Raw genomic sequence first — 25,137 nt, 5'->3', positions numbered from 1 at the left:
CCAATCCAGGAGAACCACCCTTATGAGCGACGATCCCATCACCCGCGAAGACCATAGCGACGTTCGCATCATCTGGTCCGACAACCCGCCGGTGAACGCGATCAGCGCGCCCGTGCGGCAGGGCCTCGTCCGCGAGATCGAGGAAGCCAATGCCGACGATGGCGTGAAGGCCATCGTGATCGCCTGCAAGGGCCGGACCTTCTTCGCCGGCGCGGACATCAGCGAGTTCGGCAAGCCGCCGGTCATGCCGTGGCTGCCCGACGTGGTCGACAAGATCGAGGCGAGCGAGAAGCCCGTCGTCGCGGCGATCCACGGCACCGCGCTGGGGGGCGGGTGCGAGATCGCGCTGGGCTGTCACTATCGTGTCGCGCTGCCGAGCGCGAAGTTGGGCTTTCCCGAAGTGAATCTCGGTTTGCTTCCCGGCGCAGGGGGCACGCAGCGTGCACCGCGCGTCGCGGGGCCCGAACTGGCGCTGCAGATGGCGGTGACGGGCAAGCCCATCAGTGCGCACCAGGCCGCCGACGCGGGCCTTGTTGACAAGATCATCGAGGGTGACCTGATCGAGCAGGCGGTGGCCTACGCGCATGACGTTGCCGACACCCGTCCGCTGCCCCGCTCGAGCGAGCGGCAGGACCGTGTCGAGAACGTCGATCCGTCCGTCTTCGAAGAATTCAAGAAGAACAACGCCAAGCTGTTCCGTGGTGATGTGGCTCCTCAGGCGAACCTCGAAACCGTCAAGGCCGCGACCGAGAAGCCGTTCGCAGAAGGCATCAGCTTCGAGCGCCAGAAGTTCATGGAGCTGATGAGCGGACCGCAGGCGCGTGCGCGGCAATATTTCTTCTTCGCCGAACGCAAGGCCGCCAAGATCGAAGGCGTCGACGACAGCGTCGAACCCCGCAAGATCGAGCGCGTCGGCGTGATCGGCGCGGGCACGATGGGCGGCGGGATTTCGATGAACTTCCTGTCCGCGGGAATCCCCGTGACCATCGTCGAAATGAACCAGGAAGCGCTCGACCGCGGCACCGGCGTGATGCGCAAGAATTACGAAGCAACCGCCGCCAAGGGCAAGATGAGCGCCGAGCAGGTCGAACAGGCGATGAGAGCACTGCACCCCACGCTCGATTTCGAGGAACTGTCGAAGTGCGACCTGATCATCGAGGCGGTCTACGAGAATATGGACGTGAAGAAGGAAATCTTCGGTCGGCTCGACGGCATCGCCAAGGAAGGCGCGATCCTCGCCTCCAACACCTCCTATCTCGACATCAACGAGATAGCGGCTGCGACGGGCCGTCCGCAGGACGTCGTCGGGCTGCATTTCTTCTCGCCTGCCAACATCATGAAATTGCTGGAAGTCGTGCGAGGCGACAAGACGGCGGACGACGTGCTCGTGACGGCGATGCAGCTTGCCAAGAAGATCAAGAAAGTCGCCGTCATCGCGGGGGTCTGCTACGGCTTCATCGGCAACCGCATGCTCATTCCGCGCCAGCTGGAGGCGGAGAAGCTGTTGCTCGAAGGAGCCACGCCGAGCCAGGTGGACAAGGTACACGTGGACTTCGGGATGCCGATGGGTCCGTTCCAGATGGCCGACCTCGCCGGCGTCGATATCGGCTGGCACCGCGATCCCGAACGCATCGAAAGCATCCGTGACGCCTTGTGCGCCAAGGAGCGCTGGGGCCAGAAGAAGCAGGCGGGCTTCTACGACTATGACGACAAGCGCCGCCCCAGCCCGTCGGACGTGACCGCCGCGATCATCCAGGACTTCCGCGACCAGGAAGGCATCACCGAAACGCGCGAGATTTCCGACGAGGAAATCGTCCAGCGGACCATCTATCCGATGATCAACGAGGGCGCGAAGATTCTCGAGGAAGGCAAGGCGCAGCGCGCGAGCGACATCGATGTCGTGTGGATCTACGGTTACGGCTGGCCGGTCTACAAGGGCGGGCCGATGTACTGGGCCGATCAGGAAGGGCCGCAGACGATCGTGGACGGCCTCAAGAAGCAGCAGGACCGCATGGGCAAGGAATTCAGCTTCTCTCAGCTGCTGCTCGACAAGGCGGAAAAGGGCGAGAAGTTCACCGCCAAGGGCTGATCGGGTCTCGTCGCGAGGAGCTCGTGGCTCCTCGCGACCACCACCATCGTCACGCAAGGACTATTATTGCGCTGCACAATCGGCTAGTGGGCGCCCAAACCCCCTAACCGGACTTTGAAATTATGCAGCAGCTACGCAACGTGGCGATCATCGCGCACGTCGATCATGGCAAGACCACGCTGGTCGACCAGCTTTTCCGCCAGTCGGGCACGTTCCGCGAAAATCAGCGCGTGGAAGAACGCGCGATGGATTCGAACGAACTCGAGAAAGAGCGCGGGATCACCATTCTCGCCAAATGCACGTCGGTCGAGTGGCGAGACACGCGCATCAACATCGTCGATACGCCCGGCCACGCCGACTTCGGCGCCGAGGTGGAACGCATTCTGTCGATGGTCGACGGGGTGATCCTGCTGGTCGACGCGGCCGAAGGGCCGATGCCGCAGACCAAGTTCGTGACCGGCAAGGCGCTCGGCCTTGGCCTGCGTCCGATCGTGGTGGTCAACAAGATCGACCGTCCCGACGCGCGCGCCGCGGAAGTGCTCGACGAAGTCTTCGAACTGTTCCTCAATCTCGACGCCACCGACGAGCAGCTGGACTTCCCCGTTCTCTACGCCAGTGGCCGGTCGGGTTATGCCGGGCTCACCGACGACGTACGCGAAGGCGATCTGACGCCGCTGTTCGAGCGGATCGTCGAGCATGTCCCCGCACCGGGCCTCGATGTCGATGCCGAGTTCAAGATGCTCGCGACGCTGCTCGATCGCGACAATTTTCTCGGCCGCATCCTGACGGGGCGGGTCGAACAGGGCACGCTTACCGTGGGCGACCCCATCCTCGCGATGGACGTCAACGGCAAGAAGGTCGAAAGCGGTCGCTGCACCAAGCTGTTCAGCTTCGACGGTCTGGAGCGCGTCCCGGTCGACAGCGCCAAGGCGGGCGACATCATCGCGATCGCCGGCCTCGTCGATGCGACCGTGTCGAATACCATCGGTACCCCGAACATGACCGAGCCGCTGGAAGCGCGCGAGATCGATCCGCCGACGCTGTCGATGACGTTCGCCGTGAACGACAGCCCCTACGCGGGCCAGGACGGCGACAAGGTGCAGAGCCGCGTCATCCGCGACCGACTGGAGCGCGAAGCCGAGACCAACGTCGCGATCCGGGTCACCGAGAGCGCCGACAAGGACGCGTTCGAAGTGGCGGGGCGTGGCGAACTGCAGCTCGGCGTGTTGATCGAGAACATGCGCCGCGAAGGGTTCGAACTGTCGATCAGCCGCCCGCGCGTTCTGTTCCGCGACGGGCCCGAGGGCCGCGAGGAGCCGTACGAGACGGTCGTCGTCGACGTCGACGATGATTTTTCGGGCACGGTCGTCGAGAAGATGGCGCTGCGGAAGGCCGAGATGACCGACATGCGCCCGAGCGGCGGTGGCAAGACGCGTCTGACGTTCAGCGCACCGAGCCGTGGCCTGATCGGCTATCACGGCGAATTTCTGTCCGACACGCGCGGCACCGGGATCATGAACCGCGTGTTCGAGAAGTACGGCCCCCACAAGGGTAAGATCGAGGGGCGTCAGAATGGCGTCCTCATCTCGATGGATAAGGGCGAGGCGATCGCCTACGCGCTCAATGCGCTGGAAGATCGCGGCATCCTGTTCGTCAGCCCGGGCGAGAAGCTCTATCAGGGCATGGTGATCGGGGAAAATGCGAAGCCGCAGGATCTCGAAGTGAATGCGCAGAAGTCGAAGCAGCTCACCAACTTCCGCTCGACCGGCAAGGATGAGGGCATCCGCCTGACACCGCCCCGGAAGATGACCCTCGAACAGTCGATCGCCTATATCCAGGACGACGAACTGGTCGAGGTCACGCCCGACGTCGTTCGGATTCGCAAGCGCCATCTCGACCCACACGAGCGGAAGAAAGCGGCGAAGAAGGCCGACTAGGCCGTTCTGAGAGCGATTCAGATTGTGGGAGTAGGCGACGAGCCGTTCAGGGCCGTCGCCGAACTGCATTTCTGACTGTCCTATTCATCGAACAGACAGCAAAATCGGGACTCAAAGCTAAAATTGTTCAACTATTTCAGTGTGTTGCAGTTTTCGTCCGTTGGTTCCAACGGTTCGTCGCTTAGGCGGTTTTTTTTCAAATCGTCGGAACTAAATAGGCTCTGTAACGAGAGAGAGCGAGGGCTCGCACCACCGTGGAGGGTTGGTGTCGAGCGAGGGCAAGACGGACAGGAACCGACCGCGAGCGAGGTCATGCATATAGCGTGACCGCGGGCGGATTTCCACGTGCCGCACGACAGATGATAACAATATGAAGACGCTTTTCAGCTCCGGCGCTGCGCCGGTGATCGGTGCCGTTTTGCTTGCAACCGCGGGGGGTGCCCAGGTTCATGCTCAGATGAGCGGGCCGGACATGCTTTCCGATCAGACCCGCGAGGCGTTCCTCGACCGGGCCGCCGATGTCGCCAAGCCGCTTCCCGAACTGGTCGAAGACCGTCGCGGCATCGCCGACGTCGCGCTCGACGAGCAAGAATGGTGCCTCGCCAACGCGGTCTATTTCGAGGCGCGCGGCGAAAGCCTCGAAGGTCAGCTGGCGGTCGCCGACGTGGTGATCAACCGCACCGAGAGCAGCCGCTATCCCGACAATTGGTGCGACGTCGTCAAGCAGTACAAGCAGTTCAGCTTCGTCGTGGACCGCCAGTTCCCCAAGATTCATGAGCGCCAGGCCTGGGAAACCGCCAAGGCGGTGGCCAAGGTCGCGATCGACGATGCGCACGACATCGTGCGCGGCGACGTGCTCTGGTATCATGCCGACTATGTCGCCCCGTCGTGGCGGCTGGCGTTCAAGGAAGTGAACAAGGTCGGCGTCCACATCTTCTACCAGGCGTAACGCCTGAGAGCCTCTCTCTCGTTACAAGAGAGGGAAGGGGGTCGGTGCTTCACGGCACCGGCCCCCTTTTGGCGTCAGAAACGGGCTTCGATGCTGAAGCGCAACTGGCGCGGCTCGACGGGGTGGAAGTGGCGGTCCTCGACCCCGACCGGCTCGTCGGCGAGGCGCGATTCGTAGAAATAGGTGATGTCCGCGTCTTCGCTGTCGAAGGCGTTGAACAATTCGGCACCCAGCGTGATCGCACCTAGTTCATAATAGGCACCAAGGTTTACGAGCGTGGTGGGGTCCGACGTGACCGACCCGTCCTCGATCAGCGGCGCGCTCGAGAAGTGGCGGAGACGCGCGGTGAAGGACAGCGGCTGGATCGGCTGATATCGGATGCCTGCCGAGACGACGGTCGGGACGGCGCCTGGAATGTCGTCCTCGCCATCGGGCGGGCCGATGAAGCGGGCGTCGGTGGTGCTGTAGGCGGCATCGAGGACGATCTCGTCGGTCGCCTGCCAGAACAGGTCCGCCTCGATCCCGTAGCGGCGCGATCCGTCGTTGGGCTCTGTCGCTCCGCCATCGCCGACGAACACCAGTTCGCTGTCCAACTCCAGCCAATAGCCGACCAACGAGGCGCTCAAGGTTCCGCGTTCGACGCGCGCGCCTAGTTCGGCGCCCTCGGCGCGGGCGAGCAGCGGGACGGGGTCGGCGGGATCGCCGCTGGTCGGATCGATGGCGATGGCCGCGCCGCGCGCATCGTTGGAGTGGAAGCTCTGGCCGTAGTTGGCATAGAGTTCCAGCTCGTCGAGGACGCGCCACGCGAGCGATGCCTTGGGTGCGAACAGATCGTCGCTGCCGTCGCCCGAATTGGCGGCGAGATCGGCGTCGACCGAATAAGACAGACGGTCGTAGCGTAGCCCGCCGATGGCGCGGACGCGGTCTGTCAGCGCGACTTCGGCGCTGGCATAGAGACCGATGCCGGTCTGGTCGATGCTGTCGGTGCGGATGGGCGACACCGCCATCCCGTCGACGCTTTCGAACAGACCGACGCGCTCGATGGCGTCGTGGCGGAGGTCGGCTCCGACGGTCAGCCGGACGGGATCGAAGTCGAAGCGATGGCTGGCGGCCCCGCCAAGCACGACGCGCTCGTCGATCTGCACAAATTCGTCGCCGTCGATCGGGTCTTCGAGAAAGTAGGTGAAGTTGGAGACGAGGCGGAAATCGTAACTGTGCGCGTAGGCGGACAGGTTGGTCGCGCCGAACGAGGCATTGGCGACCGCGCCCAGCCGCGTGGTGTTGCCGCCCAGATCATCGTCGATAAATCCGAAACGATCGACCCGCCCGCTTTCGACGGCGCGTTCGGGGATCTGATCGGTCAGGTCCAGCGGGCGTCGTAGGCGTTCAGCTGAAAGGACAGGCTCTTGTCGTCGTCGGTCACGCTATATTTCGCGAGGCCGGTGAAGCGTTCGAGATCTTCGTCCAGAACCCAGGGGCCGTCGTAAAATTGCGCTTCTCCGGTGACGAGCAAATCGCCCGGGCCCGCGTCGATGCTGCTTCCCGCGACCGCGCGGCGGAAATTGAAAGCCCCGATCTCGCCCTTGATGAACGGATTGATGCGGTCGCGGGTGCGGAACGCGACGGTTCCGGCCGCACTGAAATCGCCGATATCGGCGAAATAGGGGCCCTTGCGATAGTCGATCCGTTCGATCGTTTCGGGAATGATGAAATTGAAGTCGAGATAGCCTTGGCCATGCCCGTGGCTGCGCATGTTGATCGGCACGCCGTCCACGAAGCCCGCGAAATCGGTGCCGTGATCGAGATTGAAGCCACGCAGGAAATATTGATTGGCCTTGCCGTTGCCCGAATGTTGGGTTGCGATGACCCCGGGAACGTTCTCGACCAACTCGCCGGTGCGGGAGATCGGGATATTCTCGAAATCGGCGAAACCGACGGTGCCCTGGCTTCCCGACTGGGCCACGCCGATCCGGTCGATAGCACGGCCGTAGATGATGATTGGGCGATCGTCGTTGTCGTCGGCTTCTTCGCTTTCGGAAACGGGGGGCAACGCCTGGGACCAGGCGGGCGTCGCCGACAGCAGGACAAGCGAACTTGCGACGGTCGCGCATAGTCGCGCGTGTCCAGAATGGGGGCTGGTCATTGGAAAACGGCTTTCTGAACTAGCGGAAGGGCGGCGAGGGTTTACTTTCCGTTAATTGAAAAGCGTGAAATCCAACGATACATTGTTTCGGAGCCCGGACAAGTCACTGTCCGCGAAAAGTTAAGTCATTGTGATGACAAATAATTTGAACGAAGGTTGCTGCTTGGAGGTGAAGTATGTGGCCGATTCATTCTTCGGTCTCGGCCGGCTCGACGTAGTGATCGAGCTCGACGCCGCAGTCGGCGACGGCCTTGCCGACAGTCCGATGGCACTTGAACCCGGTATCGGCGAGCGAGGAGAGCCGGTGATAGACCGGTTGATGGACAGCCGCGAAATGAAGCGTGACATGCTTGAGCCGCAGCCGCTGGGCGAGGCGGTCGAGCATAGCGGCGCCGCTGGCGTCGATGTCGTTGACCGCCCGCATGTCGAGAACAAGGCACGTGACCTCTTCGTGGCGGCCCATCAGCTTGTTGATCTCGTCCTCCACGAATTCGGCATTGCCGAAGAAGATCGAACGATCGATGCGCAGCACGAGGACGGGGAGCGTTTCGAGCATGACGTCGTCGCGGTCGATGGATCGGAACGAGACTCCCCCGTCGTCGGTGCCCACACGCGTGACGCGCGGCACCGAGGAGAACCACAGGTGATGGATCAGGCTGACGCTGGCGCCGATCAAAAGGCCCATACGCACGCCAAAGGCGAGGGTGGCGAGGAAGCAGACGATAATGATCCAGCCTTCGAGCCGGTCGTGCCGCCACACCGACCGGATCGCGCGGACCTTGATGAGGCCGAAGACCGCGCTGATCACCAGCGCGGCGAGCGCGGTGGTGGGCAGGTAGGCGAGCAACGGCGCGAGCAGCAGCAGGGTCAGCAGGACGACGCCCGAGGCAACCACCGAAGCGATCGGCGAGACTGCTCCCGACTCCTCGACGAGCGCGGAGCGCGACAGGCTGGCGCCGACGGCATAGCCACCGGTCATGGCGGCGACGATGTTCCCCGCGCCGACCGCGAACGCCTCGCGGCTTGAATCGAGGGCGCGGCGATCGCTGCCCGCCAGAGACTTGGACACGGCGGTCGCGGTGACGAAAATGATGACGGCCACGGCAAGACTGCTGGGGAGGAGCGCGACCCACAGGTCGAGGTCGCCCAGCGGCCAGGGGATGGTCGGCAGACCGCCGCTGATCGGTTCGACCGTGGCGACATCGTTGAGCCGCGCCGCGAGCAACGCCGCACCGATGATGACCAGCAGGGGAAGCGACTTGGCGACCGCTTGTCGCCACGGGGGATGAAGCCCGATCTTCCAGAGGGCAGGGGCGGCGAATTTTCCGAGAATGAGCAGGAGAACGGTGGCGACGATGCCGATGATGGCGGTCGTTCCTTCAAGCTCTCCGATCGAGTTGAGGAGCCCGGACAGAGCGGTCGGAAGGTCGCCCGCGCGATCGGTCGTGATGCCGAGGAGGGTGGGAAGCTGGCTGAACGCGATCAGCACGGCGGCGGCGGCAGTGAAGCCGAGAAGTGCGGGTTCGCTGATGAAGTTGACGAGCCGGCCGAGGCCGAGCGCGCCGATGGTGCACAGGATCGCGCCTGCCTGTAGAGCGATGATGGTGACGCCCGCGGGATCGCTGCCTGCGGTCGCATCGGCGACGATCAGCGAGACCAGCGCGACGGGGCCGAGCGAAACGTAGAGGCTCGATCCGAAAATAGCATAAAGGATCGGCGGGAAGAGTGCCGCGAAAAGGCCGGTCTCGGGCGGGAGGCCTGCGAGCTGGGCATAGGCCATCGCCTGCGGCACCAGCAGGATCGAAAGGACTAGCCCGGCGATCAAGTCCTTCACGAAGGCGCTGCCGGAGTAGGTCTTGAGCCACGCCACGGCCGGCTTCATCGCTGCTCCGACCATGAACGCCCTCCGACTGCCTTCGTGGCCTCAACCCCAATCGGGTCGGCAACGTTCCCGCAACGAAGGGACGTTCGGGCTGATATCGATCAGTCGCGAGCGCCGCGTTCGACGCTGGATCGACATCAGATCATGGCGAGCTGACGGTTCGAAAGGCGGCCGCCATATTCCTTGCGCAGGCGCACCTTGCGTTCGAGGTCGTCGAGGATGGCGCCGGTGAAATCCTTGCCCGAGGCATCGTCCATGTAGCTGATCGCACCCGGGGTATCGACGTTCACTTCCATCATCTTGTCGCCGACGATGTCGAGACCGGCGAGATACATGCCGTCGGCGATCAGCTTGGGCGCGACCAGTTCGGCCACGGCGAGCATCTCGTCGGTCGGTTCGATCATCTCGCTGCTGCCGCCGGCTGAGATGTTCGAGCGCGCATCGTCGCTCTCGTTGTAGCGGCGCAGGCAAGCGTAGGTGCCGTCGACCACCAGCGGCCTACCGTTCAGCGTGATCATGCGCACGTCGCCGTCGGCGGCACCGGCAAGATATTCCTGGACAATGGCGTAGCCGTCGCGGGTGACCGCCTCGACTGTCTGGCTGAGGTTCTGGCGATTGTCCTCGTCGAGGACGAAGACGCCCTGACCGCCCGACCCTTGGAGCGGCTTGATGACCGCCTTGCCGCCTTCATCGTCGAGGAAGGCACGGACTTCGTCCTCGGAGCGGGTGATGACCGTTTTGGGCCGCACTGCCTCCGGGAAATGCTGGAAATAGGTCTTGTTGACGGCGTCGGTGAGATAGCTCGGATCGTTGAGGACGATCGGGCCCTGCTTGGCGGCGAGCTGACCGAACAGGAGCGCGGCGGCGGGGGCCCAGGGACGCTCGCTGAGCTCGTCGGCGGGATCGGAGCGGAGCAGCATCACGTCATAGTCGTCGAGGTTGATGCGTTCCTGCTCGATGTCCTGGATAGCCTCGATATAGTCGGCGTCGGACTTGAACTTCTTCTGCGGGGCGACGACGGCGTGCGCGCAGATGCTTCCGGTCGCGTCGTAGATGAAACGCCCCAGCTCGACGAGCGCGACGTCGTGTCCGCGCGCGAGGGCGATGCGCGCGAGGCGGGAGGAGGAATAATCTTCCTGTTCGGTCGCGACGCGATTGACGACGATGGCGATTTTCATGGGGCGGGTCTTTCTTGATAGAGGTCGACGATGTCGGCGCGGCGAACGGTCTCGAGCCGCGCCATGGCTACCTCGTCGTCGAAATAGGTGGGGAGGAGGTCGGGCTTCTCGAGCAGCCCGCGATCGACCAGCTTCTCAAGCGTGGGCAGCTGCTTGAGCGAGAATTTGCCGAGAAAGAGGATCTCGTAATTGCCGCCGTGATGGAGATAGGCGACCAGTTCGACGAGGCCCTTGAGGTAAAGCGCGTCCTTGGTGAAACAGCCGCCACGCAGGGATCGCAGCATGGTGTCGAAAGCGTCTTCCTCGCCGATGCCGCACTGTTCGCGCATCGAGGTGTAAATGTCGGCGGGCGAGAAGCCGCGGACGGCAAGGTCGGCGGCGATGACGCGCGCGGCGAGCATGCGCAGGCGACGCGGCGGGAGGAAGCCGCAAAGATATTCGGCCATGACCGCCAGCCCTTCCTGCAGCACGTCATAGTCGGCGAGGCCGAGGGCAAGGGTCTTGAGCGGTTGGCGCGCGCCGTTGTGACGGGTGACGCTGTGCGTGCCGACCTCGTGCTGGATCAACGGCACCATCCGGTCGCAGGCGACGCGAAAGTCGCGGGGAATGTTGAGATTGCCATCCTCCGTGAAGAGGCCGGTGCCCTCGTTCTCGTTGACGATGGCGGTCTGGTTGAAGTCGGTTCCGCGTGCGGCAAGGGCCGCGAATTCCTCGCACGCCCGATCGCGGAACTGGTCGCAATCGCAGTCGAGATCGGGCTCTCGCGCGTCGGGAACATGGGCTAGGATCTGTTCGGCGCGTTCGCGCATCCGGTCGCCGACTGATCCGAACAGGTCGATCGAGGCCTGCGCGATGCCGTCCTTTCCGCGCATGCGGATGAGCTGGATCTGGCGGTCGAGCTCGCGCTGCTTCTCGATCAGCAAGACTTCGATCAGCGGGTCGTCGATGTCGTGGACGGGCAGGCCGAGTAGCGTGGCGCGCTGTTCGTCGAGATCGATGTCGATGGGCGGATACTCGACCGCAGGCAGGGACTGGCATCCGCTGGCGAAGAAGCCCTTGTGCACCTCGGCGATGTTGGTCGGCATGAAATAGTGAAGCCAGTTGAGCGTCGCGTCGATCCGGCTCAACGTCCGATCGACCTCGCGCGCGGCCGGCGACAGTTCGTATCGCGCCCCCACTACCATCAGCGCGTCTCCGCGAGCCACGCCCGCGCGTCGGCGACCGCCAGGGAGAGGCCGTGGCGCAGCGACTGGAGCGCGAGAATGTCGGCGCTGCGTCCCCATTCGTCCATGAAGATCTTCTTGTATTCCAGCGTCATGATGCACGCGTCTTCGCCGTAACGGGCATGGAGCCATTCGGGGAAGTTGCCACCATCCTCGAACCGCTTGTTTTCACGCACGTCGGGGGTGCGTCCGTCGATCGGAACGCTGCGCAGCTTGCGCGCGAAGCGGTCGACGAGGTCTCCGTAGACGGGGCGGTCGAGCGTGGTGACGCCAAGGTCGATGTCGGGGTTGTTCGGGAGCGGGGCGGGCTCGCCCTCCGCCCCGTCACGGCGATAATTGTAGCTGTGAAGATCCAGCAGCAGGATGCGACCATGCTGCGCGATCATGGCGTCGATGCGGCGGGTGGCGGCCGCATAGAAATCGTCGTGCAGCCGGCGCGAGCGCTCCATCTGTTCTTCGGGAAGGTCGTCGCGCCAGATGGTGAGGCCCCACGTGTCCTCGGGGTCGTTGGAGATGCACCCCTCGCGCGGGCGGTTGAGATCGCATTCGAAGCGCGACCGATTGGCGCGCACGACGGTATCGCCGACGGTGACGAAATAGTCCGTCATCGGGTCTTCCTCGCGCAGGCGTTCGGGCACGTCGATACAAAGCCACGGCTGAAGCTCGAGGCGGACGTGATGGCCCGCGTGGATGGCGGTCGCCATCACGGGGCCGTCGGCGGCGATCATGTCCCAGGCGGGGCCGTTGTCGGGATCGGAAAGAAAGGATGATTTCATAAGCGCGACACTAATGGTCCGGAGCCGCCCAAAGTTGCGTCGAGGCAGATGGTGGATGGCTCGGCGATACCGTCGGGTGGGCTTTTCGAGGTAGTTGCTATTGAGAATGATTATCATTGACGGTTGCGGATCGTCTCTCTAGTCGGTCGACCGGTGAAACGGCGCACCATCAAATCCTGGTTCCTGATCCACAAATGGACGAGCCTCGTCTCGACCGCATTCCTGTTGATGCTGTGCGTCACGGGGCTTCCGCTCATCTTTCACGACGAGATCGATGGGTTACTGGGCGAGGATTACGAAACGTCGCTCGTCGGTCCCGCTTCGGCGGCGGATGGCCGATCGCTGGACATGATGCTGGCGACCGCCTTGTCGGAGCGGCCGGGCGAGGTGCCGCTGTTCATGGCGTTCAGTCAGGACAGTCCGCTGCTTACCGTGACCACCGGGCCGTCACCCGATGCAGCGGGTTCGGAAATGACGCTTCTGTTTTTCGACCGCGCGACGGGCGAGGCGCTCGGTCCGGCGCCGACCGGCGGGTTCATGAACTTCGTTCTGACTCTGCATACCGATCTCTTTCTCGGCCTGCCGGGCATGTTGTTCCTCGGCGCGATGGGCGTGTTGTTCGTGCTGGCGCTCGTGTCCGGTGTCGTGCTGTATGCTCCCTTCATGCGGCGATTGCCGTTCGGCACGCTGCGCGAACGACGGAGCCCGCGGGTGCGGACGCTCGATCGCCACAACCTTGTCGGGATCGTCGCGCTCGGCTGGATGCTGGTGGTCGGCATCACCGGGATCATCAACGCTCTTGCCGATCCGCTGACCGAACGGTGGCAGAATGGCGAGCTGGCGGCCATGACCGCACGATATGCCGACCAGCCTGCGCTCGACCCGTCGCTGTACGGGTCGCTGGATACCGCGATGAGCAGCGCCCAGGCTGCCCTCCAGGGTCGATCGCCGCAATTCATCGGCTTCCCCGGAGGGGCCTGGAGCACGCCGCAGCATTACGCGATCTTCTTTCAGGGCGACCGACCGCTGACGCAGAACCTCCTGACCCCCGCGCTGGTCGATGCGCGAACGGGCGAACTTACCGACGCTCGCGCGATGCCAGCGCTCAACCAGGCGCTCATGCTCTCCAAGCCTCTTCACTTCGGCGACTACGGTGGCCTTGTCCTCAAGTTGATCTGGGCGACGATGACGCTTCTGACGATCTGGGTGCTCTGGACCGGGCTCCGGCTGTGGTTGCGGCGCCGCCCCGGCCATGTCGATCGCCGTGTCGACGAGATCGTGGCGGGTGCTAGGCGCGTCCGATCGAAGCGCGAAAAGGTCGTCGCATGATCCCGCCCGCCCGTCAGCGCCGTCAGCCGCGCGCATCGTTCGCGCGCATCCTCGCCATTCCGGTCGCGCTCTTTCTGGCGACGGTCGTGGGTCTCGTGGTCGGTCTAACCGGCGGCGGTATCCGCGACACGATGGCGTGGATCCTGCTCGGCATCCCGCTGTTCGCGCTCGCCCGGGCATGGGCCCGGCGCGGCTGAATCCCTTTTCCAACACCACAGGATATTTTCGAATGAAGATGCGTCTTTCCGCCTGTTCCCTTGTCGCCTTGGCCACCGTTCTTGCGTCGCCTGCTGCCGCGCAGGAGGCCGACGATCCATCCAGCGAGACGATCATCATCACCGCGCAGCGCGACAATGCGACCGAAGTCGTCAACGGCGGTGACGCCGGTGCGCTCGGCGACCAGCCGGCCGAGAATCTGCCCTTCAACATCCGGGCTTTCGATGAAACGCTGATCTACAACCAGCAGCCGCTGACGATCGGCGAGGTCCTGGAGAACGATCCCACGGTCCGCACCACCTACGGATTCGGAAATGCGGCCGAGCAGTTCGTCATACGGGGGTTCTCGCTGTTCGGCGACGATGTCGGGGTCAATGGACTGTACGGTATCGCACCGCGCCAGTTGATCGCCCCCGAACTGTTCGAACAGGTTCAGGTTCTCAACGGATCGTCGGCCTTCCTCAACGGTGCGGCACCCGGTGGATCGGGCGTCGGCGGTAGCGTCAACCTGCTCCTGAAGCGCGCGGTCGAGGATCGAACGCGCGCGACCGCGACGTTCGTGGGCGACGGCCATATCGGTGGCAGCTTCGACGTGGCGCGGCGCTTCGGATCGGGCGACGAACTGGGCGTGCGGATCAACGGCGCCTATCGCGACGGCGAGGTGGCGATCGACCGCGAGGACCGCGCCGCGCGCGTGATCGGCGGTGCAGTCGACTATGACGGTGGCAGGTTCCGGGTCGCGCTCGACCTTGCCTACCAGAACGTGCGGGTCGAGAGCCTTCGGCCCAAGGTCACATTGCTGGCGGACGCGATTCCCGACGTCCCGGACGCAAGCGACAATTACGCGCAGGATTATACCTATACCGAACTGGCCGACGTGTTCGGCACGCTCGATCTGGAAGTCGATCTGGCGCCCGAAACGCTGTTCTACGCCAAGGCGGGTGCACGGCGCGGCGACGAGGAAGGCATCTATGGCGGGATCCAGGTCGCCGATGCGACCACCGGGGAAGCGTCGAGCGGCTTCCATTCCTTCATTCCGTACGAACAGGACAGCAAGGCGGTCGAGATCGGGCTGCGCGCCGGTTTCGATACCGGCAGCGTCGCGCATACGCTGAACGTCGGGGGGAGTATGATCTGGCAGCAGGACCGCACCGCCTACGAATTCTATTCGCCGTTCGACACCAATCTGTACGACCCGCAACAGGTCGTCCTGCAACCGATTGCCTTTGCCGGCGGCGATCTCGACGATCCTTTTCCGATTACCGAGCGGAGGCTGAAGAGCCTGTTCGCGTCCGACACGATCGACCTGCTGGACGGGAAGGTCCTGCTGACGGCGGGCGGGCGCTACCAGCATATCGACATCGAACGCTTCAGCTATTTCGGCGGTGCGCTCGACACCGAATATTCGGAAAGCGCCGTCACGCCGGTGGCGGGCGTTGTCGTGAAGCCGGTCGAGGGCCTGTCGGTCTATGCCAACTACATCGAGGCGTTGCAGGAAGGCGCGGTCGCGCCGATCGATGCGGAGATTTCCAACCCCGGCGCCGTACTGGCGCCGCGCATGTCGACCCAATACGAGATCGGGGGCAAATTCTTTTTCGATCCGGCCCTGTTCGCGACGCTTTCGCTCTACCGGATCGAACGTCCGGGCGAAGGTTTCGAGGATGACGGAGCGGGCGGTACGCGCTTCGCCTACATCGGCGAGCAGCGCAACGAGGGAATAGAGTTCACGCTCAACGGAGAGCCCCTGCCGGGTCTGCGGATCATCACCGGGTTCGCTGTCGCCGACGCCACCTTCGACAACGGATCGGAGGCGCCCGGAGTGCCGCAGTTCGCCGCCAATGCCAATGTCGAGTGGGACGTGAGCATGCTTCCCGGGCTGACGCTCACGGGACGCGTCACGCACACGGGCGAACAGCAGGCCAACATCGCCAACACGCTGCAACTCGACGACTGGACCGTCCTCGACATCGGCGCGCGATACGTCTTTGCGGTCGGCGATGCGCCGCTGACGCTGCGGGCGACCATCGATAACGTCACCGACGAGGCCTATTGGGCAAGCGCCTTCGACGCCTTCAATCCGGCACTCCTTCAGGGCGCGCCGCGGACCGCGAAGGCATCGCTCTCGATCGACTTCTGAGGATGCTGTCCGCCCCTGTCGCTTCCGCAAGCTCATCGTGAAGCGGCAGGGCTGGCTGAATGAGGAAAAACGCTGGATGCCCCACGTGGGCATGAACAAACCAAATGATACTAAGCACTTGAAAAGGCTAACCGGAACGCTGTCGCCCAGATTTGCCAAGGGCGTCAGTTTTCGAGTGTCTAACCTTTTCGACCCACCCGACCAACGAAAAGCCCCCGCGTCGGCTGGCACCGAGGCGAGGGCGCGCAATTCCATGACGGCGGAAAAGCAGGTGCATCTTACATGGAACGGGGAGGGCGTGCAATGACCGCTCACACCCCGATCGCCAAGCCCCTCGACGACATTCGGCACTTCATGTCTGCCGAGGTTGGCCCCGAGGAATATGCGCTCCGGGCGAAGCTCCGCACGTTCAAGAATTGCGCGGCCTCGATGATCGCCAGCACGAAAAGCGATCAAGCGCGGACGCTCGCCTGGATGGCCTCAGATTATGCCACCGGGACCATCTACGCGCCGACCACGCTAGCCGTGCTCGATAACATCGTGAAGCTCTGCAACCGCCTCATGCTGACGGCGGTGCAAGCCGAACAAACGGACGCGGAAGGAGCATGGCAATGAACCTTGGCCCCACTTCCGAAGAACGGGCCGCGATTGCCCGTCTCGCGATCGACAACGACAATCCAAACGGCACCCCGCGCAAAGCTGCACAAGGCTCACTAGCAACGCTCGACCTACGCGCCCTGAGCGCGGTGCGGGCCGTGCCCAAGGCTTTTGCGGTCGAGGGCGTAGTTCCGGCTGGCGAAGTGACATTGTTCACGGGAGCGGGTGCGTCGGGCAAGAGCCTGCTCGCGCAACAGCTCGCGACCTGCGCGGCGGCGGGCATCCCCTGTCTTGGATTGGGCGTTCAGCCGACTGCTTCCCTCTACGTCACCTGCGAAGACGACGCCGAGCAGCTTCACTGGCGCCAGCAGCACATCTGCGAGGCGCTGGGCGTGGATATGGCGAGCCTTGCCGATCGGCTGCATCTTGTGAGCCGTCGAGGCGAGCTGGATAATGTCATCGGCGTGCGTGTCGAGCCTGCCGCTCACGACATTGGCGAGCGTCGGGTGACGACCGCGCTCTACAACGACCTTGCCCGGACGATGCGGGCAACCGACGCCAAGCTGGTTTTCCTCGATAACGTCGCACACCTGTTCGACGGCAACGAGAACGACCGTGGCGACGTGACGCAGTTCGTGAACCTGCTCAATCGGTTGGCAGGCGAGACGGGCGCGGCGATCGTCCTGATCGGGCACCCGAACAAGAGCGGCGATAGCTATTCTGGCTCGACGGCTTGGCTCAATGCAGTGCGCTCGCAAGCGACCCTGGAGCTGGTGCATGATGAGAACGGCGTGGTGCTCGATCGGGACGCTCGCGTGCTCAGCAATCCCAAGTTGAATTATGGGAAGGGCGGAGAAGCCGCCCGCTTCCGCTGGCATGAATGGGCCTACGTGCTCGACGTTGACCTGCCGGAAAGCTTTCAGGAGCAGCTTGCCGAGACGGTGAAGGCGAGCGCGGATAATGCGGCATTCATTCGTTGCCTTGAGCTTCGCAATCGCCAGCAGCGGCCTGTCTCAGACAGCGAATACAGCCGCACTTTTGCTCCGGCCGTATTTGCCGAAATGCCCGAGGCGAAAGGCATCGGAAAGAAGCGACTGGCAGCAGCGATGGACCGCCTCTTCCGCATCGGCGCGATCGAGCGGGGAGTGGTTTGCAACGTCGGCAGAAAGGACCGCGAGGGCTTGCTGATAAAGTGCGCTGACCTTTGCGCTGACCCCGCGCTGACACCCTGCGCTGACCGCGCTGAGCCTCTTGCGCCGAGTGCGCTCACACACACCCCTATATCTAAAGATATAGAGGGCGGGGCCTTGAGTGCCCCCGCCACTCTCGATGAAAGCGGGCCAGGCCATGATTGATCTTCATACAATGGTGGCGGCGATGACGCCTGCCGAGAAGGCCGCGGCGTTGCGCGTGCTCGATGCAATCAGCCGTCCGCTACAGGTCCGCGAGATCGAGAGGCTGCTGAGGGCCAAGGGCGTTCCGCGTCCGCGAGCCGTAAAGCTGGCGGGCACGCTCAAGGGCCTTCACATCATCGCCGTGGCGGGGCCGGAGCATGGCTGATTGGCCCTACAACACCGCGCAATGGCAGCGGCTCCGCAAGCTGAAGCTGTCTCAGCAGCCGCTATGCGAGGACTGCAAGGCAATCTCGATAATGCGGCCTGCCAAGCACGTCGATCATGTCCATGCCATCAGCGACGGCGGGCCAGCCTTCCCGGCGCTCGATGGCCTGCGCTGTTTATGTCCGTCCTGTCATTCGGCAAAGACGGCACGGGGAGCAGAAGCTGGTGCGGTGCGCTCAGACAAGCCCCGGCGTGGATGCGATGCGGACGGCAACCCGCTTGACGAGCGGCACCCGTGGGGTGGTCAACGATGAGGCGCTTTGCACGCATATTCTGCGACAGCTTCTCCGATCGTTTCGGGGACTATCGGACGCAGCGAAATTTCATCGGTGACGCTGGCGACTACATTTCCGGCGGCGTCATAACGCACCTCGGAGACGGCGGCCATCGTCCATTGCCTGCAATCGAGGCGCCAGAACGATTTGCGAGCAGTATAGCTTTCATCACGATCAGGCGTGATCAGCTCGACCTTCGTCCAAAAGGTTCGTTGGTTTCCGATCAGCCTTACCGACGTTTTATCGACGCTATAAAATTCCCAGCCCTCGGACGTGTTAATTCGTCCGACGTATTCCCACTCAGCAGCCCATACTGGTGCCGCGAGCACTATCGACGCGATCGTTGCGCCCAGCGCAAATCTTACGCTCATCGCTATACTCCGCATTTTGAACTGACGACGTGTGACAGTCAGTCACGTCCGACGCTAGAAAAAATATCGCTCAGGGCTGCGCGACTAGGACCGCCCCTCGTCCCGCTTCGTCAATTAGTTTTACCGAGCGACCGTCATGGGTAAGCGCGGCCCCGGTGCGGGGAAGCTGCGTGCGGCGGCTCAGGCATATGACGCGGCGAGCGTTTCGCATTCTTGGGACAAGGATGGGATGCCCGAGGCCGAGCGGGTAATGGCGTTCCTCGAAACGCTGCCGATCGTCTCCGGCTTGAAGGCTGGCGAGCGGCTGGAGCTGCTGGAGTTTCAGCGCCAGTTCGTGCGGGGCGTCTATGGCCCCCGCACCGATGACGGGGAGCGACGGGTGCGCTTGGCGGCACTGAGCGTGGCGAGGGGCAACGGTAAGAGCGCATTGCTATCGGGCCTGAGCCTCGCGCACCTGCTAGGGCCATGCCAGGAGCCGTATGGTGAGTGCTATGCAGCCGCGCTCGATCGCGAGCAGGCGGGTGTCCTGTATCATCAAACGAGGGCCTACATCGAGGCCACGCCATGGATGGCGGCGCGGGTAAACATCCGAGACTGGCACAAGGAAATCACCGACGAGGAAAGCAATTCCCGTTGGCGTGCGCTCACGTCGGACGCACGGAAGGCGCATGGTCTCGCGCCGTCATTCTGGATTGCCGACGAGGTGGCGCAGTGGCGGAGCCGCGAACTGTGGGACAATTTGAGCACTGGCATGGGCAAGCGGCGATCCGCGTTGGGCGTGACGATTTCGACGCAAGCCGCCGAAGACCTCCACTTTTTTAGTGAAATGCTCGACGCGGAACCAGTGCCGACGATCTACACGCAACTGCACGCGGCCCTCGAGGACTGCGCGTTGGACGATCGCGAGGCGTGGGCGGCGGCGAACCCGGCGCTTGGCGAGTTTCTGAATGAGGAGCAGTTTGCCGACGCGGCGGCGCGGGCGATGCGCTCGCCTTCATTCGAGCCGAGCTTTCGCCTGCTCCAGCTCAATCAGCGCGTGGCAGCCGAGGGCCGCTTTATCGAGCAGGCGGACTGGGATGCGAATGGGGAGCCGTTCGACATTGCCGAGCTGGAAGGGGAGCGGTGCTTTGGCGGTCTGGACCTGTCGAGCACGAAGGATCTGACCGCGCTGGCGCTCTATTTTCCCGACCAGGGCAAGCTGCTCGCGTGGCATTGGTTCCCGCGCGACACGATTTCCAAGCGCGTCGAGACGGACCGGGTGCCCTACGACCGATGGGCGGCGGACGGCTGGGCCGAGACGACCGTAGGCAACGCTCGCGACGACCTCGCCATTGCGCTCCAGCTTGCCGACATTCGCACCCGCTATCAGGTTGAGGCCATCGCCTTTGACCGTTGGCAGATGGCACGGCTCAAGAAGCTGCTGAGCGACGAAGGCATTGACCTGCCGCTAGTGGACTTTGTGCCCGGTTTCAGGAGCTATGCGGCGGCGGTGGATGCCTTCGAGACGGCGTTGCTGACCCGCAAGCTCCAGCACAATAACAATCCGCTGCTGCGCTGGCAGGCGGGCAACGTCATTGTCGAAACGGACCCGGCAGGCAACCGGAAGCCGACGAAGGCTAAGAGCCTCGACCGCATCGACGGGATCGTGGCGAGCATCATGGCCGTTGGCGCGGCGGCAATCGAGGAGCCGACCAACTATCTGACGCTGGACTCGGTGCGTGTGCTCTAGTCTTCGGCTTTCAAAGGCCAGAGCTGAACAGTTTCTGGCCCTTCGCCGATGACAACGCTCCACTCAGAGAACATGAAGTCCGCTTTCACATCATCCATTCGTTGACCGTCGATCGAATAGAGACAGGTCGAATGACCACGAGTGCCGATAAGGCAGATTTTGCCGTCGTCGATCGCCACACTCCCAGGCTCATAATCGCCTTTAAAGGGTGACGTGTACGAGTCGATCTCTACCTTAATTCGCCAATCTGAAACTACTAGGAAGGCCGTTTGCCCAGATTGCATGGGCCGAAAGGAATAATTGTCTCCCTCGTTTCTGCCAAACCATAACACGCCCAGTCCGTCTCCGTCTTTCGCCACTAATCCAGGCGTCGCACCAGACGTATGCTGGTTGGCCAGAACGAGGTCGCCCGGGTTGCAATCCTGTATCTTAAGCGATTTAAGCTGCTTTGCGTCGATCATTGACCTTCCCCTGCATTCGTGCGTTATTGAAAGCGAGACGACCCGGCGTTGGCGCGCCGAGCCGCCTCTAACCCCAACGAGCTATCAAGGAGCTGCGTCATGGCTGAGGCCATCCTTAGGGCGGAATCCGCCCATCACAACACCCCGAATCCTTTTGTCGATTTCGACCGCGACACGATCGCCAGCGCGGTCGAGGTGCTGATTGCCGTGCTCGACGCGATCGACGGCGACCCCGACGCCGAAAACTTCGATCCCGACTTGGAAGAGGACGATCCCTCCGGCGTCCATGACGAGGACGGCATCAACACAAGCGACCCCATGATGCATCGCATGCCGTCCGGCCCCGGCTGCCCACTTTCTGACAGCGGCGCTGCCGATACGGGAGGCCTCTACAATCACACCGTTATTCCGCGATATGGCGACGATCAGACCAAAGGACCACTAGACCCATGGGCTACGTGAAAAAAGTTCTTGGACAAATCCAAGAGCCGTGCTACCTCTTGGGAAGAAACAAGAGGATTGAAGAATGGCCACACCCCGAGTCTCCACTGCGATTGCGTGCCGCATCGTCGGTCTAAACCGCGATCGCTTGAACGAATATATTGCGGCTGGTCAGTATGCGTGCGCTCCAGCGACCGTTCCCGGTCGAGCACGACTGTTCGACCCGGACGACCTTCTGACGTTGATGCTGTTCAAGCGTCTTATGGGAGACGGCTACACCGTGGAGGGTGCTGGTCGCATTGCCTGCGCTATCGGGAACCTCGCGAAAGTTCACCCAGATGCACGGGCCATTAGCTACGTGGAAAGCTACATCGGCAGCGGGCACGCGATGCTCTCGCATGACGTTCCGGCTGCGGACGAATGGGACGACGTGCTGCTCAGCGGCACGGACATTCGCAAGGTCACTACTTTCCGCATCGGCAAAGAGCGTGACATGGTGGCGCATTACATCGACGAAGAAACCTCGACGTTCCGCGACCCTTCGGACGAAATCGAGTGAACCGAACCCGCCTCTCGACCGGGCGCGTCATGCACGACGCTGACACAGGAGCACGCACGACGCTGCTCCGGGTCGAACCGAATGCCAACGCCGTGAGGCTGTCGGCTGGCTCAGCGCGGGGGCCTCAGCGCCCCCGCCAGTTAGAAGGAATGACAACGTGAAAACTGCGGACCTGGTGGAACAGCGGGCGGCGATCATGGACCGCATGACGACCGCTCACACAAATGATGACAACACCGCATTCGAGACGGCGGAAACGGAGCTGCGAACGCTCGACGCGAAGCTGGATCGGGCCAAGAAGATCGAGGCAGCGGAGCGCACCGAACAGGGGCGGGTCATTGCTGGCGACGATAACGGCGAATTTGCCGAGCTTCGCAATCAAAACGTCGTCGAAACGCTACGCTACGGCGCGGGCATGGCCGTGCGCGACAAGGCGAAGGTCGAACGCGAACAAGCCATGCTTGCCGAACGTGCGGGCGGGCCTGCCAGGGGCGTTTACGTCGCCACCGAGGTTTTTGAGCAGCGGGCAGCTTCGACCACAGCAACGGCAGCGGCGGTTGCCCCGGAGAGCTTCAGGCCTGACCTCTTCACATCGGCGCTGACCAACACGGCGATCGTCTCGCGCCTTGGCGCGACGACGCTGACCGGACTGACTGGCGACGTGGTTATTCCCCGCGAGACGGGCAGCCCTAACGTCGGCTGGATAAATGAGGACGAGGCGCTGCCGACTGGCAACGCGACCTTCGACAGCTTGACCCTGACCCCGCATCACGTGGGCGTCATCACCGAGCTTTCACGCCAGCTGCTCCAGCAATCCTCGCCCCAGGTCGAAGGACTGGTGCGCCAGATGATGAGTCGCGACATTGCGCTGGAGATCGACCGTGCGGCGATCGCGGGCAGCGGGACGGGAGCGGAGCCGCTTGGCATCCTGAACGACCCTAACGTGCCGACCGTGCCATTCTCGACCGATCTATTCACAATCACTGCCGATATGATCGCGGCGGCGGACGTGGCGAACATTGGCGACAGCCGTGCTTTCGTCTCGACCAATGGCGTTCGCGCTCTGGCGATGAAACTTCGCACGGCGGACGGGCGGGCTATCCCCGTTTCCGAAACCTTCCATGACGAGCCTGCCTATTTCACCAATCAGGTGCCGACCGATCGCGGCGACGGCGACGACAACGGGCTGGTCTATGGCGACTTCCGCGACTTGCTGATTGGCATCTGGAGCCAGCTCGACATTTTGGTCAATCCGTTTGCCGAAACGAGCTACGCCAAAGGCAACATTTTGATCCGGGCGATGGCGACGGTGGACTTCGGCGTGCGCCGTCCTGCCAGCTTCGTCTCCGCTACCGGAGTGAACGCATAATGGCGCGGGCGATCGACACCCGCCAGATCGAGCGGGCCGTGAAGAACCTCCAGCGGGCAGGCTTTACGGTGGACAAGGCCGAACCGAATAAGGCTGGCGATGCCGTGACCTTCAAGGTTTCGGCGGAGTTCGAGGTGGTGCCCGAATGAACGCGGCGGCAACCCTCGAACGGCGTTTTGCCACCGACTTGCGGACCTCAGGCCGCAAGTTGGAGGGTTATGCCGCCACCTTTTCCAGCGAGGCGGACCTTGGACGGTTTCGGGAGCGAATTGTGCCCGGTGCTTTCAGGGCCGCTTTGTCTGGCGATATTCTGGCGCTGCTCGACCATGACAGCGGCAAGGTGCTGGGCCGCACCCGCACGGGCACGCTGGAGCTACGCGAGGATGACAAGGGCCTCGCCTTCACGCTCCAGCTTCCCGACACGCAACCGGGCCGCGACGTGCTGGCGCTTGCGGAGCGCGGCGACCTTGGCGGCATGAGCTTTGGTTTCACGGTGCCCGAGGGCGGCGAAAGCTGGAACGGCGACGTGCGAACGCTGAGCCTGATTGGCCTCAAGGAAATCAGCGTTGTGTCGGCATGGCCTGCCTATGAGGGCACCGAGATTGCGCTTCGTGCTCGACAGGCCGGCGACAAGACGCTGCATCGCACTCGCGCCCTACGGCTGGCGGAGGCGCGGCAATGGGCATGATCGATCGAATGGCGGGCCTATTGGGCTATGAACGCCGCTCAGACACGTCTCCGCTCGACCCGAGCTGGCAGGCGCTCGCGCCGATGACGGGCTATCACGCGGCGCTCAGCGCCCGAGCAGCCGAGAACCTTTCGACGGTGCTGGCCTGCACGACGGCGATCGCCACCGCGCTCGCCTACGTCCCGGCGCGAGTTTATCGCATCGAGGGCGACAATCGGCTGGAGCATCTCGCGCACCCGCTGAGCCGCCTTGTGCGCGGCGGGATGAACCCTGCGATGACATGGTGCGACGGCATCGAGCATTGGATTGCGTCGGCGCTGCTGACCGGAAACGGCCTGCTCGAGATCGAGCGCGGCGGAAACGGGCAGGTTTCGGGCTTACGCTATCATCCGTGGAGCATGGTGACGGTGCAGGAGCTTTCCACCGGGCGGCTGGCCTATGACGTATCGGACGGCAAGGGCCGCTCGACGCGGCTGCTGGAAGGTGAGGTGCTGCACCTTCGCGATCGGACGAACGACGGTAAGATCGGTGTGTCGCGGCTTTCAAGGGCCGCTGAGACGGTTTCCGGCGTCCATGCCGCAGACGAATGGGCGCGGAGCTTTCTTGCGAACGGCGCGGCTCCTACGGGCGCGCTGAAAAGCGATCATCAATTGAATGCCGAGCAAGCAAACTACATTCGTGAAAAGCTGGCCGATCGGTTCATGGGCGCGAAGAATGCGGGCCGCCCGATCGTGCTGGAAGGCGGGCTTGACTGGAAAGCCATCAGTATCAGCCCGGAGGATTCGGAGTTGCTGGAGACGCGCAAGTTCGGCGTCGTCGAAATCTGCCGACTGTTCCAAGTGCCCCCGCCGATCGTGCAGTCCTACGAAAACAATACGTTCACGAATGCCGCACAGGCAGGCCTTTGGTTCGCGACCTTCTGCCTTGCCCCCTGGGCGCGCAAGATCGAGGCGGAGTTTGCCCGGTCCCTGTTCCCGACCAATGGCCCTTACGAGCTGGAGCTGGACCTTTCCGGCTTCTTGCGCGGAGATCCCGAAACCCGCTGGAACGCGCACAAGATTGCGCTGGAGACGGGCGTGCTCGACCCGGACGAAGTGCGCCAGGTGGAAGGCTGGAACCCGCGTGGAGCGAGCGAACCTACAACCCCGAACAGCGAATCGGTAGAATAG

At 63.2% G+C, this 25,137-nt stretch carries 25 protein-coding genes; 17 read left to right on the top strand and 8 right to left on the bottom strand.

The features are described 5' to 3' along the window. Positions 1-22: 22 nt before the first annotated feature. The 3 genes from WJT74_RS07795 (at position 23) to WJT74_RS07785 (ending at position 4,975) form a co-directional block, all read left to right on the top strand. The gene (locus tag WJT74_RS07795; RefSeq protein WP_343343417.1) at positions 23-2,089 is read left to right on the top strand and encodes a 3-hydroxyacyl-CoA dehydrogenase NAD-binding domain-containing protein; all 2,067 of its coding nucleotides are present in this window, start codon (positions 23-25) and stop codon (positions 2,087-2,089) included. A 122-nt stretch (positions 2,090-2,211) separates the two neighbouring features. Continuing rightward, complete coding sequence (gene typA, locus WJT74_RS07790) at positions 2,212-4,026, top strand: translational GTPase TypA (RefSeq protein WP_343343415.1); 1,815 nt, start codon at positions 2,212-2,214, stop codon at positions 4,024-4,026. 370 nt (positions 4,027-4,396) lie between these two features. Beyond that, positions 4,397-4,975: a cell wall hydrolase gene (locus WJT74_RS07785; RefSeq protein ID WP_343343413.1), complete on the top strand. Its 579-nt coding sequence runs from the start codon at positions 4,397-4,399 to the stop codon at positions 4,973-4,975. A 74-nt stretch (positions 4,976-5,049) separates the two neighbouring features. Here the strand turns inward: WJT74_RS07785 and WJT74_RS07780 are convergent, their stop codons facing one another. The 6 genes from WJT74_RS07780 to WJT74_RS07755 all read right to left on the bottom strand — a co-directional run bounded on the left by WJT74_RS07780 (position 5,050) and on the right by WJT74_RS07755 (position 12,177). Beyond that, positions 5,050-6,246 carry a TonB-dependent receptor gene (locus tag WJT74_RS07780; protein WP_343348134.1) on the bottom strand — a complete coding sequence of 399 codons (1,197 nt, stop codon included), beginning with the start codon at positions 6,244-6,246 and terminating at the stop codon, positions 5,050-5,052. Positions 6,247-6,335: 89 nt separating this feature from the next. Continuing rightward, complete coding sequence (locus WJT74_RS07775) at positions 6,336-7,118, bottom strand: TonB-dependent receptor plug domain-containing protein (protein WP_343343411.1); 783 nt, start codon at positions 7,116-7,118, stop codon at positions 6,336-6,338. 187 nt (positions 7,119-7,305) lie between these two features. Continuing rightward, complete coding sequence (locus tag WJT74_RS07770; protein ID WP_343343409.1) at positions 7,306-9,000, bottom strand: SulP family inorganic anion transporter; 1,695 nt, start codon at positions 8,998-9,000, stop codon at positions 7,306-7,308. A 137-nt stretch (positions 9,001-9,137) separates the two neighbouring features. After that, a complete protein-coding gene (locus tag WJT74_RS07765; RefSeq protein WP_343343407.1) occupies positions 9,138-10,178 on the bottom strand; it encodes a glutathione synthase in 1,041 nt (346 codons plus the stop codon). Beyond that, a complete protein-coding gene (locus WJT74_RS07760) occupies positions 10,175-11,383 on the bottom strand; it encodes a tyrosine/phenylalanine carboxypeptidase domain-containing protein (RefSeq protein WP_343343405.1) in 1,209 nt (402 codons plus the stop codon). The genes WJT74_RS07765 and WJT74_RS07760 overlap by 4 nt, the downstream gene beginning before the upstream one ends. After that, complete coding sequence (locus WJT74_RS07755; RefSeq protein ID WP_343343403.1) at positions 11,362-12,177, bottom strand: N-formylglutamate amidohydrolase; 816 nt, start codon at positions 12,175-12,177, stop codon at positions 11,362-11,364. The genes WJT74_RS07760 and WJT74_RS07755 overlap by 22 nt, the downstream gene beginning before the upstream one ends. A gap of 153 nt (positions 12,178-12,330) precedes the next feature. Here WJT74_RS07755 and WJT74_RS07750 point away from each other — a divergent pair, with 153 nt between their 5' ends. The 7 genes from WJT74_RS07750 (at position 12,331) to WJT74_RS07720 (ending at position 18,329) form a co-directional block, all read left to right on the top strand. Beyond that, positions 12,331-13,506 carry a PepSY-associated TM helix domain-containing protein gene (locus WJT74_RS07750; RefSeq protein WP_343343401.1) on the top strand — a complete coding sequence of 392 codons (1,176 nt, stop codon included), beginning with the start codon at positions 12,331-12,333 and terminating at the stop codon, positions 13,504-13,506. Beyond that, on the top strand, positions 13,503-13,703 hold the full coding sequence (locus WJT74_RS07745; RefSeq protein ID WP_343343400.1) for a hypothetical protein: 201 nt from the start codon (positions 13,503-13,505) through the stop codon (positions 13,701-13,703). Before WJT74_RS07750 ends, WJT74_RS07745 begins: the two co-directional genes overlap by 4 nt. A gap of 32 nt (positions 13,704-13,735) precedes the next feature. Then, the gene (locus WJT74_RS07740; RefSeq protein WP_343343398.1) at positions 13,736-15,859 is read left to right on the top strand and encodes a TonB-dependent receptor; all 2,124 of its coding nucleotides are present in this window, start codon (positions 13,736-13,738) and stop codon (positions 15,857-15,859) included. Positions 15,860-16,162: 303 nt separating this feature from the next. Continuing rightward, positions 16,163-16,474, top strand: coding sequence for a hypothetical protein (locus tag WJT74_RS07735; RefSeq protein ID WP_343343397.1), 312 nt, complete (start codon positions 16,163-16,165; stop codon positions 16,472-16,474). Beyond that, positions 16,471-17,811: an AAA family ATPase gene (locus tag WJT74_RS07730; protein ID WP_343343396.1), complete on the top strand. Its 1,341-nt coding sequence runs from the start codon at positions 16,471-16,473 to the stop codon at positions 17,809-17,811. The genes WJT74_RS07735 and WJT74_RS07730 overlap by 4 nt, the downstream gene beginning before the upstream one ends. Then, positions 17,804-18,016, top strand: a complete 213-nt coding sequence (locus WJT74_RS07725) for a hypothetical protein (protein WP_343343395.1) — start codon at positions 17,804-17,806, stop codon at positions 18,014-18,016. The genes WJT74_RS07730 and WJT74_RS07725 overlap by 8 nt, the downstream gene beginning before the upstream one ends. Beyond that, entirely contained in the window at positions 18,009-18,329 is a 321-nt protein-coding gene (locus WJT74_RS07720; protein WP_343343393.1) for an HNH endonuclease signature motif containing protein, read from the top strand. The genes WJT74_RS07725 and WJT74_RS07720 overlap by 8 nt, the downstream gene beginning before the upstream one ends. Here WJT74_RS07720 and WJT74_RS07715 read toward each other — a convergent pair. Further along, positions 18,320-18,721 carry a surface-adhesin E family protein gene (locus WJT74_RS07715; protein ID WP_343343391.1) on the bottom strand — a complete coding sequence of 134 codons (402 nt, stop codon included), beginning with the start codon at positions 18,719-18,721 and terminating at the stop codon, positions 18,320-18,322. The genes WJT74_RS07720 and WJT74_RS07715 overlap by 10 nt on opposite strands. Positions 18,722-18,950: 229 nt before the next feature. Between WJT74_RS07715 and WJT74_RS07710 the strand changes: the two genes are divergently transcribed. After that, positions 18,951-20,450, top strand: coding sequence for a terminase large subunit (locus WJT74_RS07710; RefSeq protein ID WP_343343389.1), 1,500 nt, complete (start codon positions 18,951-18,953; stop codon positions 20,448-20,450). Here WJT74_RS07710 and WJT74_RS07705 read toward each other — a convergent pair. Beyond that, entirely contained in the window at positions 20,447-20,911 is a 465-nt protein-coding gene (locus tag WJT74_RS07705; RefSeq protein WP_343343387.1) for a hypothetical protein, read from the bottom strand. The two genes, WJT74_RS07710 and WJT74_RS07705, sit on opposite strands and share 4 nt — an antisense overlap. Positions 20,912-21,010: 99 nt before the next feature. Between WJT74_RS07705 and WJT74_RS07700 the strand changes: the two genes are divergently transcribed. The 6 genes from WJT74_RS07700 to WJT74_RS07675 all read left to right on the top strand — a co-directional run bounded on the left by WJT74_RS07700 (position 21,011) and on the right by WJT74_RS07675 (position 25,137). Further along, the gene (locus WJT74_RS07700) at positions 21,011-21,373 is read left to right on the top strand and encodes a hypothetical protein (RefSeq protein WP_343343385.1); all 363 of its coding nucleotides are present in this window, start codon (positions 21,011-21,013) and stop codon (positions 21,371-21,373) included. Positions 21,374-21,437: 64 nt separating this feature from the next. Further along, on the top strand, positions 21,438-21,911 hold the full coding sequence (locus tag WJT74_RS07695) for a MerR family transcriptional regulator (RefSeq protein WP_343343383.1): 474 nt from the start codon (positions 21,438-21,440) through the stop codon (positions 21,909-21,911). A gap of 157 nt (positions 21,912-22,068) precedes the next feature. Further along, positions 22,069-23,280, top strand: coding sequence for a phage major capsid protein (locus WJT74_RS07690; RefSeq protein WP_343343381.1), 1,212 nt, complete (start codon positions 22,069-22,071; stop codon positions 23,278-23,280). Beyond that, the gene (locus WJT74_RS07685; protein WP_343343379.1) at positions 23,280-23,429 is read left to right on the top strand and encodes a hypothetical protein; all 150 of its coding nucleotides are present in this window, start codon (positions 23,280-23,282) and stop codon (positions 23,427-23,429) included. The genes WJT74_RS07690 and WJT74_RS07685 overlap by 1 nt, the downstream gene beginning before the upstream one ends. Further along, positions 23,426-23,968 (top strand): HK97 family phage prohead protease, encoded by a 543-nt coding sequence (locus WJT74_RS07680; RefSeq protein ID WP_343343377.1) that lies wholly within the window; start codon positions 23,426-23,428, stop codon positions 23,966-23,968. Before WJT74_RS07685 ends, WJT74_RS07680 begins: the two co-directional genes overlap by 4 nt. Then, positions 23,965-25,137, top strand: coding sequence for a phage portal protein (locus WJT74_RS07675; protein WP_343343375.1), 1,173 nt, complete (start codon positions 23,965-23,967; stop codon positions 25,135-25,137). The genes WJT74_RS07680 and WJT74_RS07675 overlap by 4 nt, the downstream gene beginning before the upstream one ends.

It is taken from the genome of Sphingomicrobium sp. XHP0239 (genome assembly GCF_039555325.1).
Lineage (GTDB): Bacteria > Pseudomonadota > Alphaproteobacteria > Sphingomonadales > Sphingomonadaceae > Sphingomicrobium > Sphingomicrobium maritimum.
Note: the sequence above shows the minus strand (reverse complement) of the source record. Positions and strands in the feature narration are given on the sequence as shown.

What these genes read in the sequence shown, in the direction of transcription:
- WJT74_RS07735 (WP_343343397.1), top strand. Translation starts at nt 16,163, where the DNA reads ATGACCGCTCACACCCCGATCGCCAAGCCCCTCGACGACATTCGGCAC.
- WJT74_RS07715 (WP_343343391.1), bottom strand. Translation starts at nt 18,721, where the DNA reads ATGAGCGTAAGATTTGCGCTGGGCGCAACGATCGCGTCGATAGTGCTC.
- WJT74_RS07700 (WP_343343385.1), top strand. Translation starts at nt 21,011, where the DNA reads ATGGCTGAGGCCATCCTTAGGGCGGAATCCGCCCATCACAACACCCCG.
- WJT74_RS07680 (WP_343343377.1), top strand. Translation starts at nt 23,426, where the DNA reads ATGAACGCGGCGGCAACCCTCGAACGGCGTTTTGCCACCGACTTGCGG.
- WJT74_RS07775 (WP_343343411.1), bottom strand. Translation starts at nt 7,118, where the DNA reads ATGACCAGCCCCCATTCTGGACACGCGCGACTATGCGCGACCGTCGCA.
- WJT74_RS07770 (WP_343343409.1), bottom strand. Translation starts at nt 9,000, where the DNA reads ATGAAGCCGGCCGTGGCGTGGCTCAAGACCTACTCCGGCAGCGCCTTC.
- WJT74_RS07745 (WP_343343400.1), top strand. Translation starts at nt 13,503, where the DNA reads ATGATCCCGCCCGCCCGTCAGCGCCGTCAGCCGCGCGCATCGTTCGCG.
- WJT74_RS07730 (WP_343343396.1), top strand. Translation starts at nt 16,471, where the DNA reads ATGAACCTTGGCCCCACTTCCGAAGAACGGGCCGCGATTGCCCGTCTC.
- WJT74_RS07795 (WP_343343417.1), top strand. Translation starts at nt 23, where the DNA reads ATGAGCGACGATCCCATCACCCGCGAAGACCATAGCGACGTTCGCATC.
- WJT74_RS07710 (WP_343343389.1), top strand. Translation starts at nt 18,951, where the DNA reads ATGCCCGAGGCCGAGCGGGTAATGGCGTTCCTCGAAACGCTGCCGATC.
- WJT74_RS07725 (WP_343343395.1), top strand. Translation starts at nt 17,804, where the DNA reads ATGATTGATCTTCATACAATGGTGGCGGCGATGACGCCTGCCGAGAAG.
- WJT74_RS07695 (WP_343343383.1), top strand. Translation starts at nt 21,438, where the DNA reads ATGGCCACACCCCGAGTCTCCACTGCGATTGCGTGCCGCATCGTCGGT.
- WJT74_RS07720 (WP_343343393.1), top strand. Translation starts at nt 18,009, where the DNA reads ATGGCTGATTGGCCCTACAACACCGCGCAATGGCAGCGGCTCCGCAAG.
- WJT74_RS07685 (WP_343343379.1), top strand. Translation starts at nt 23,280, where the DNA reads ATGGCGCGGGCGATCGACACCCGCCAGATCGAGCGGGCCGTGAAGAAC.
- WJT74_RS07705 (WP_343343387.1), bottom strand. Translation starts at nt 20,911, where the DNA reads ATGATCGACGCAAAGCAGCTTAAATCGCTTAAGATACAGGATTGCAAC.
- WJT74_RS07785 (WP_343343413.1), top strand. Translation starts at nt 4,397, where the DNA reads ATGAAGACGCTTTTCAGCTCCGGCGCTGCGCCGGTGATCGGTGCCGTT.
- WJT74_RS07675 (WP_343343375.1), top strand. Translation starts at nt 23,965, where the DNA reads ATGATCGATCGAATGGCGGGCCTATTGGGCTATGAACGCCGCTCAGAC.
- WJT74_RS07755 (WP_343343403.1), bottom strand. Translation starts at nt 12,177, where the DNA reads ATGAAATCATCCTTTCTTTCCGATCCCGACAACGGCCCCGCCTGGGAC.
- WJT74_RS07740 (WP_343343398.1), top strand. Translation starts at nt 13,736, where the DNA reads ATGAAGATGCGTCTTTCCGCCTGTTCCCTTGTCGCCTTGGCCACCGTT.
- WJT74_RS07765 (WP_343343407.1), bottom strand. Translation starts at nt 10,178, where the DNA reads ATGAAAATCGCCATCGTCGTCAATCGCGTCGCGACCGAACAGGAAGAT.
- typA (WP_343343415.1), top strand. Translation starts at nt 2,212, where the DNA reads ATGCAGCAGCTACGCAACGTGGCGATCATCGCGCACGTCGATCATGGC.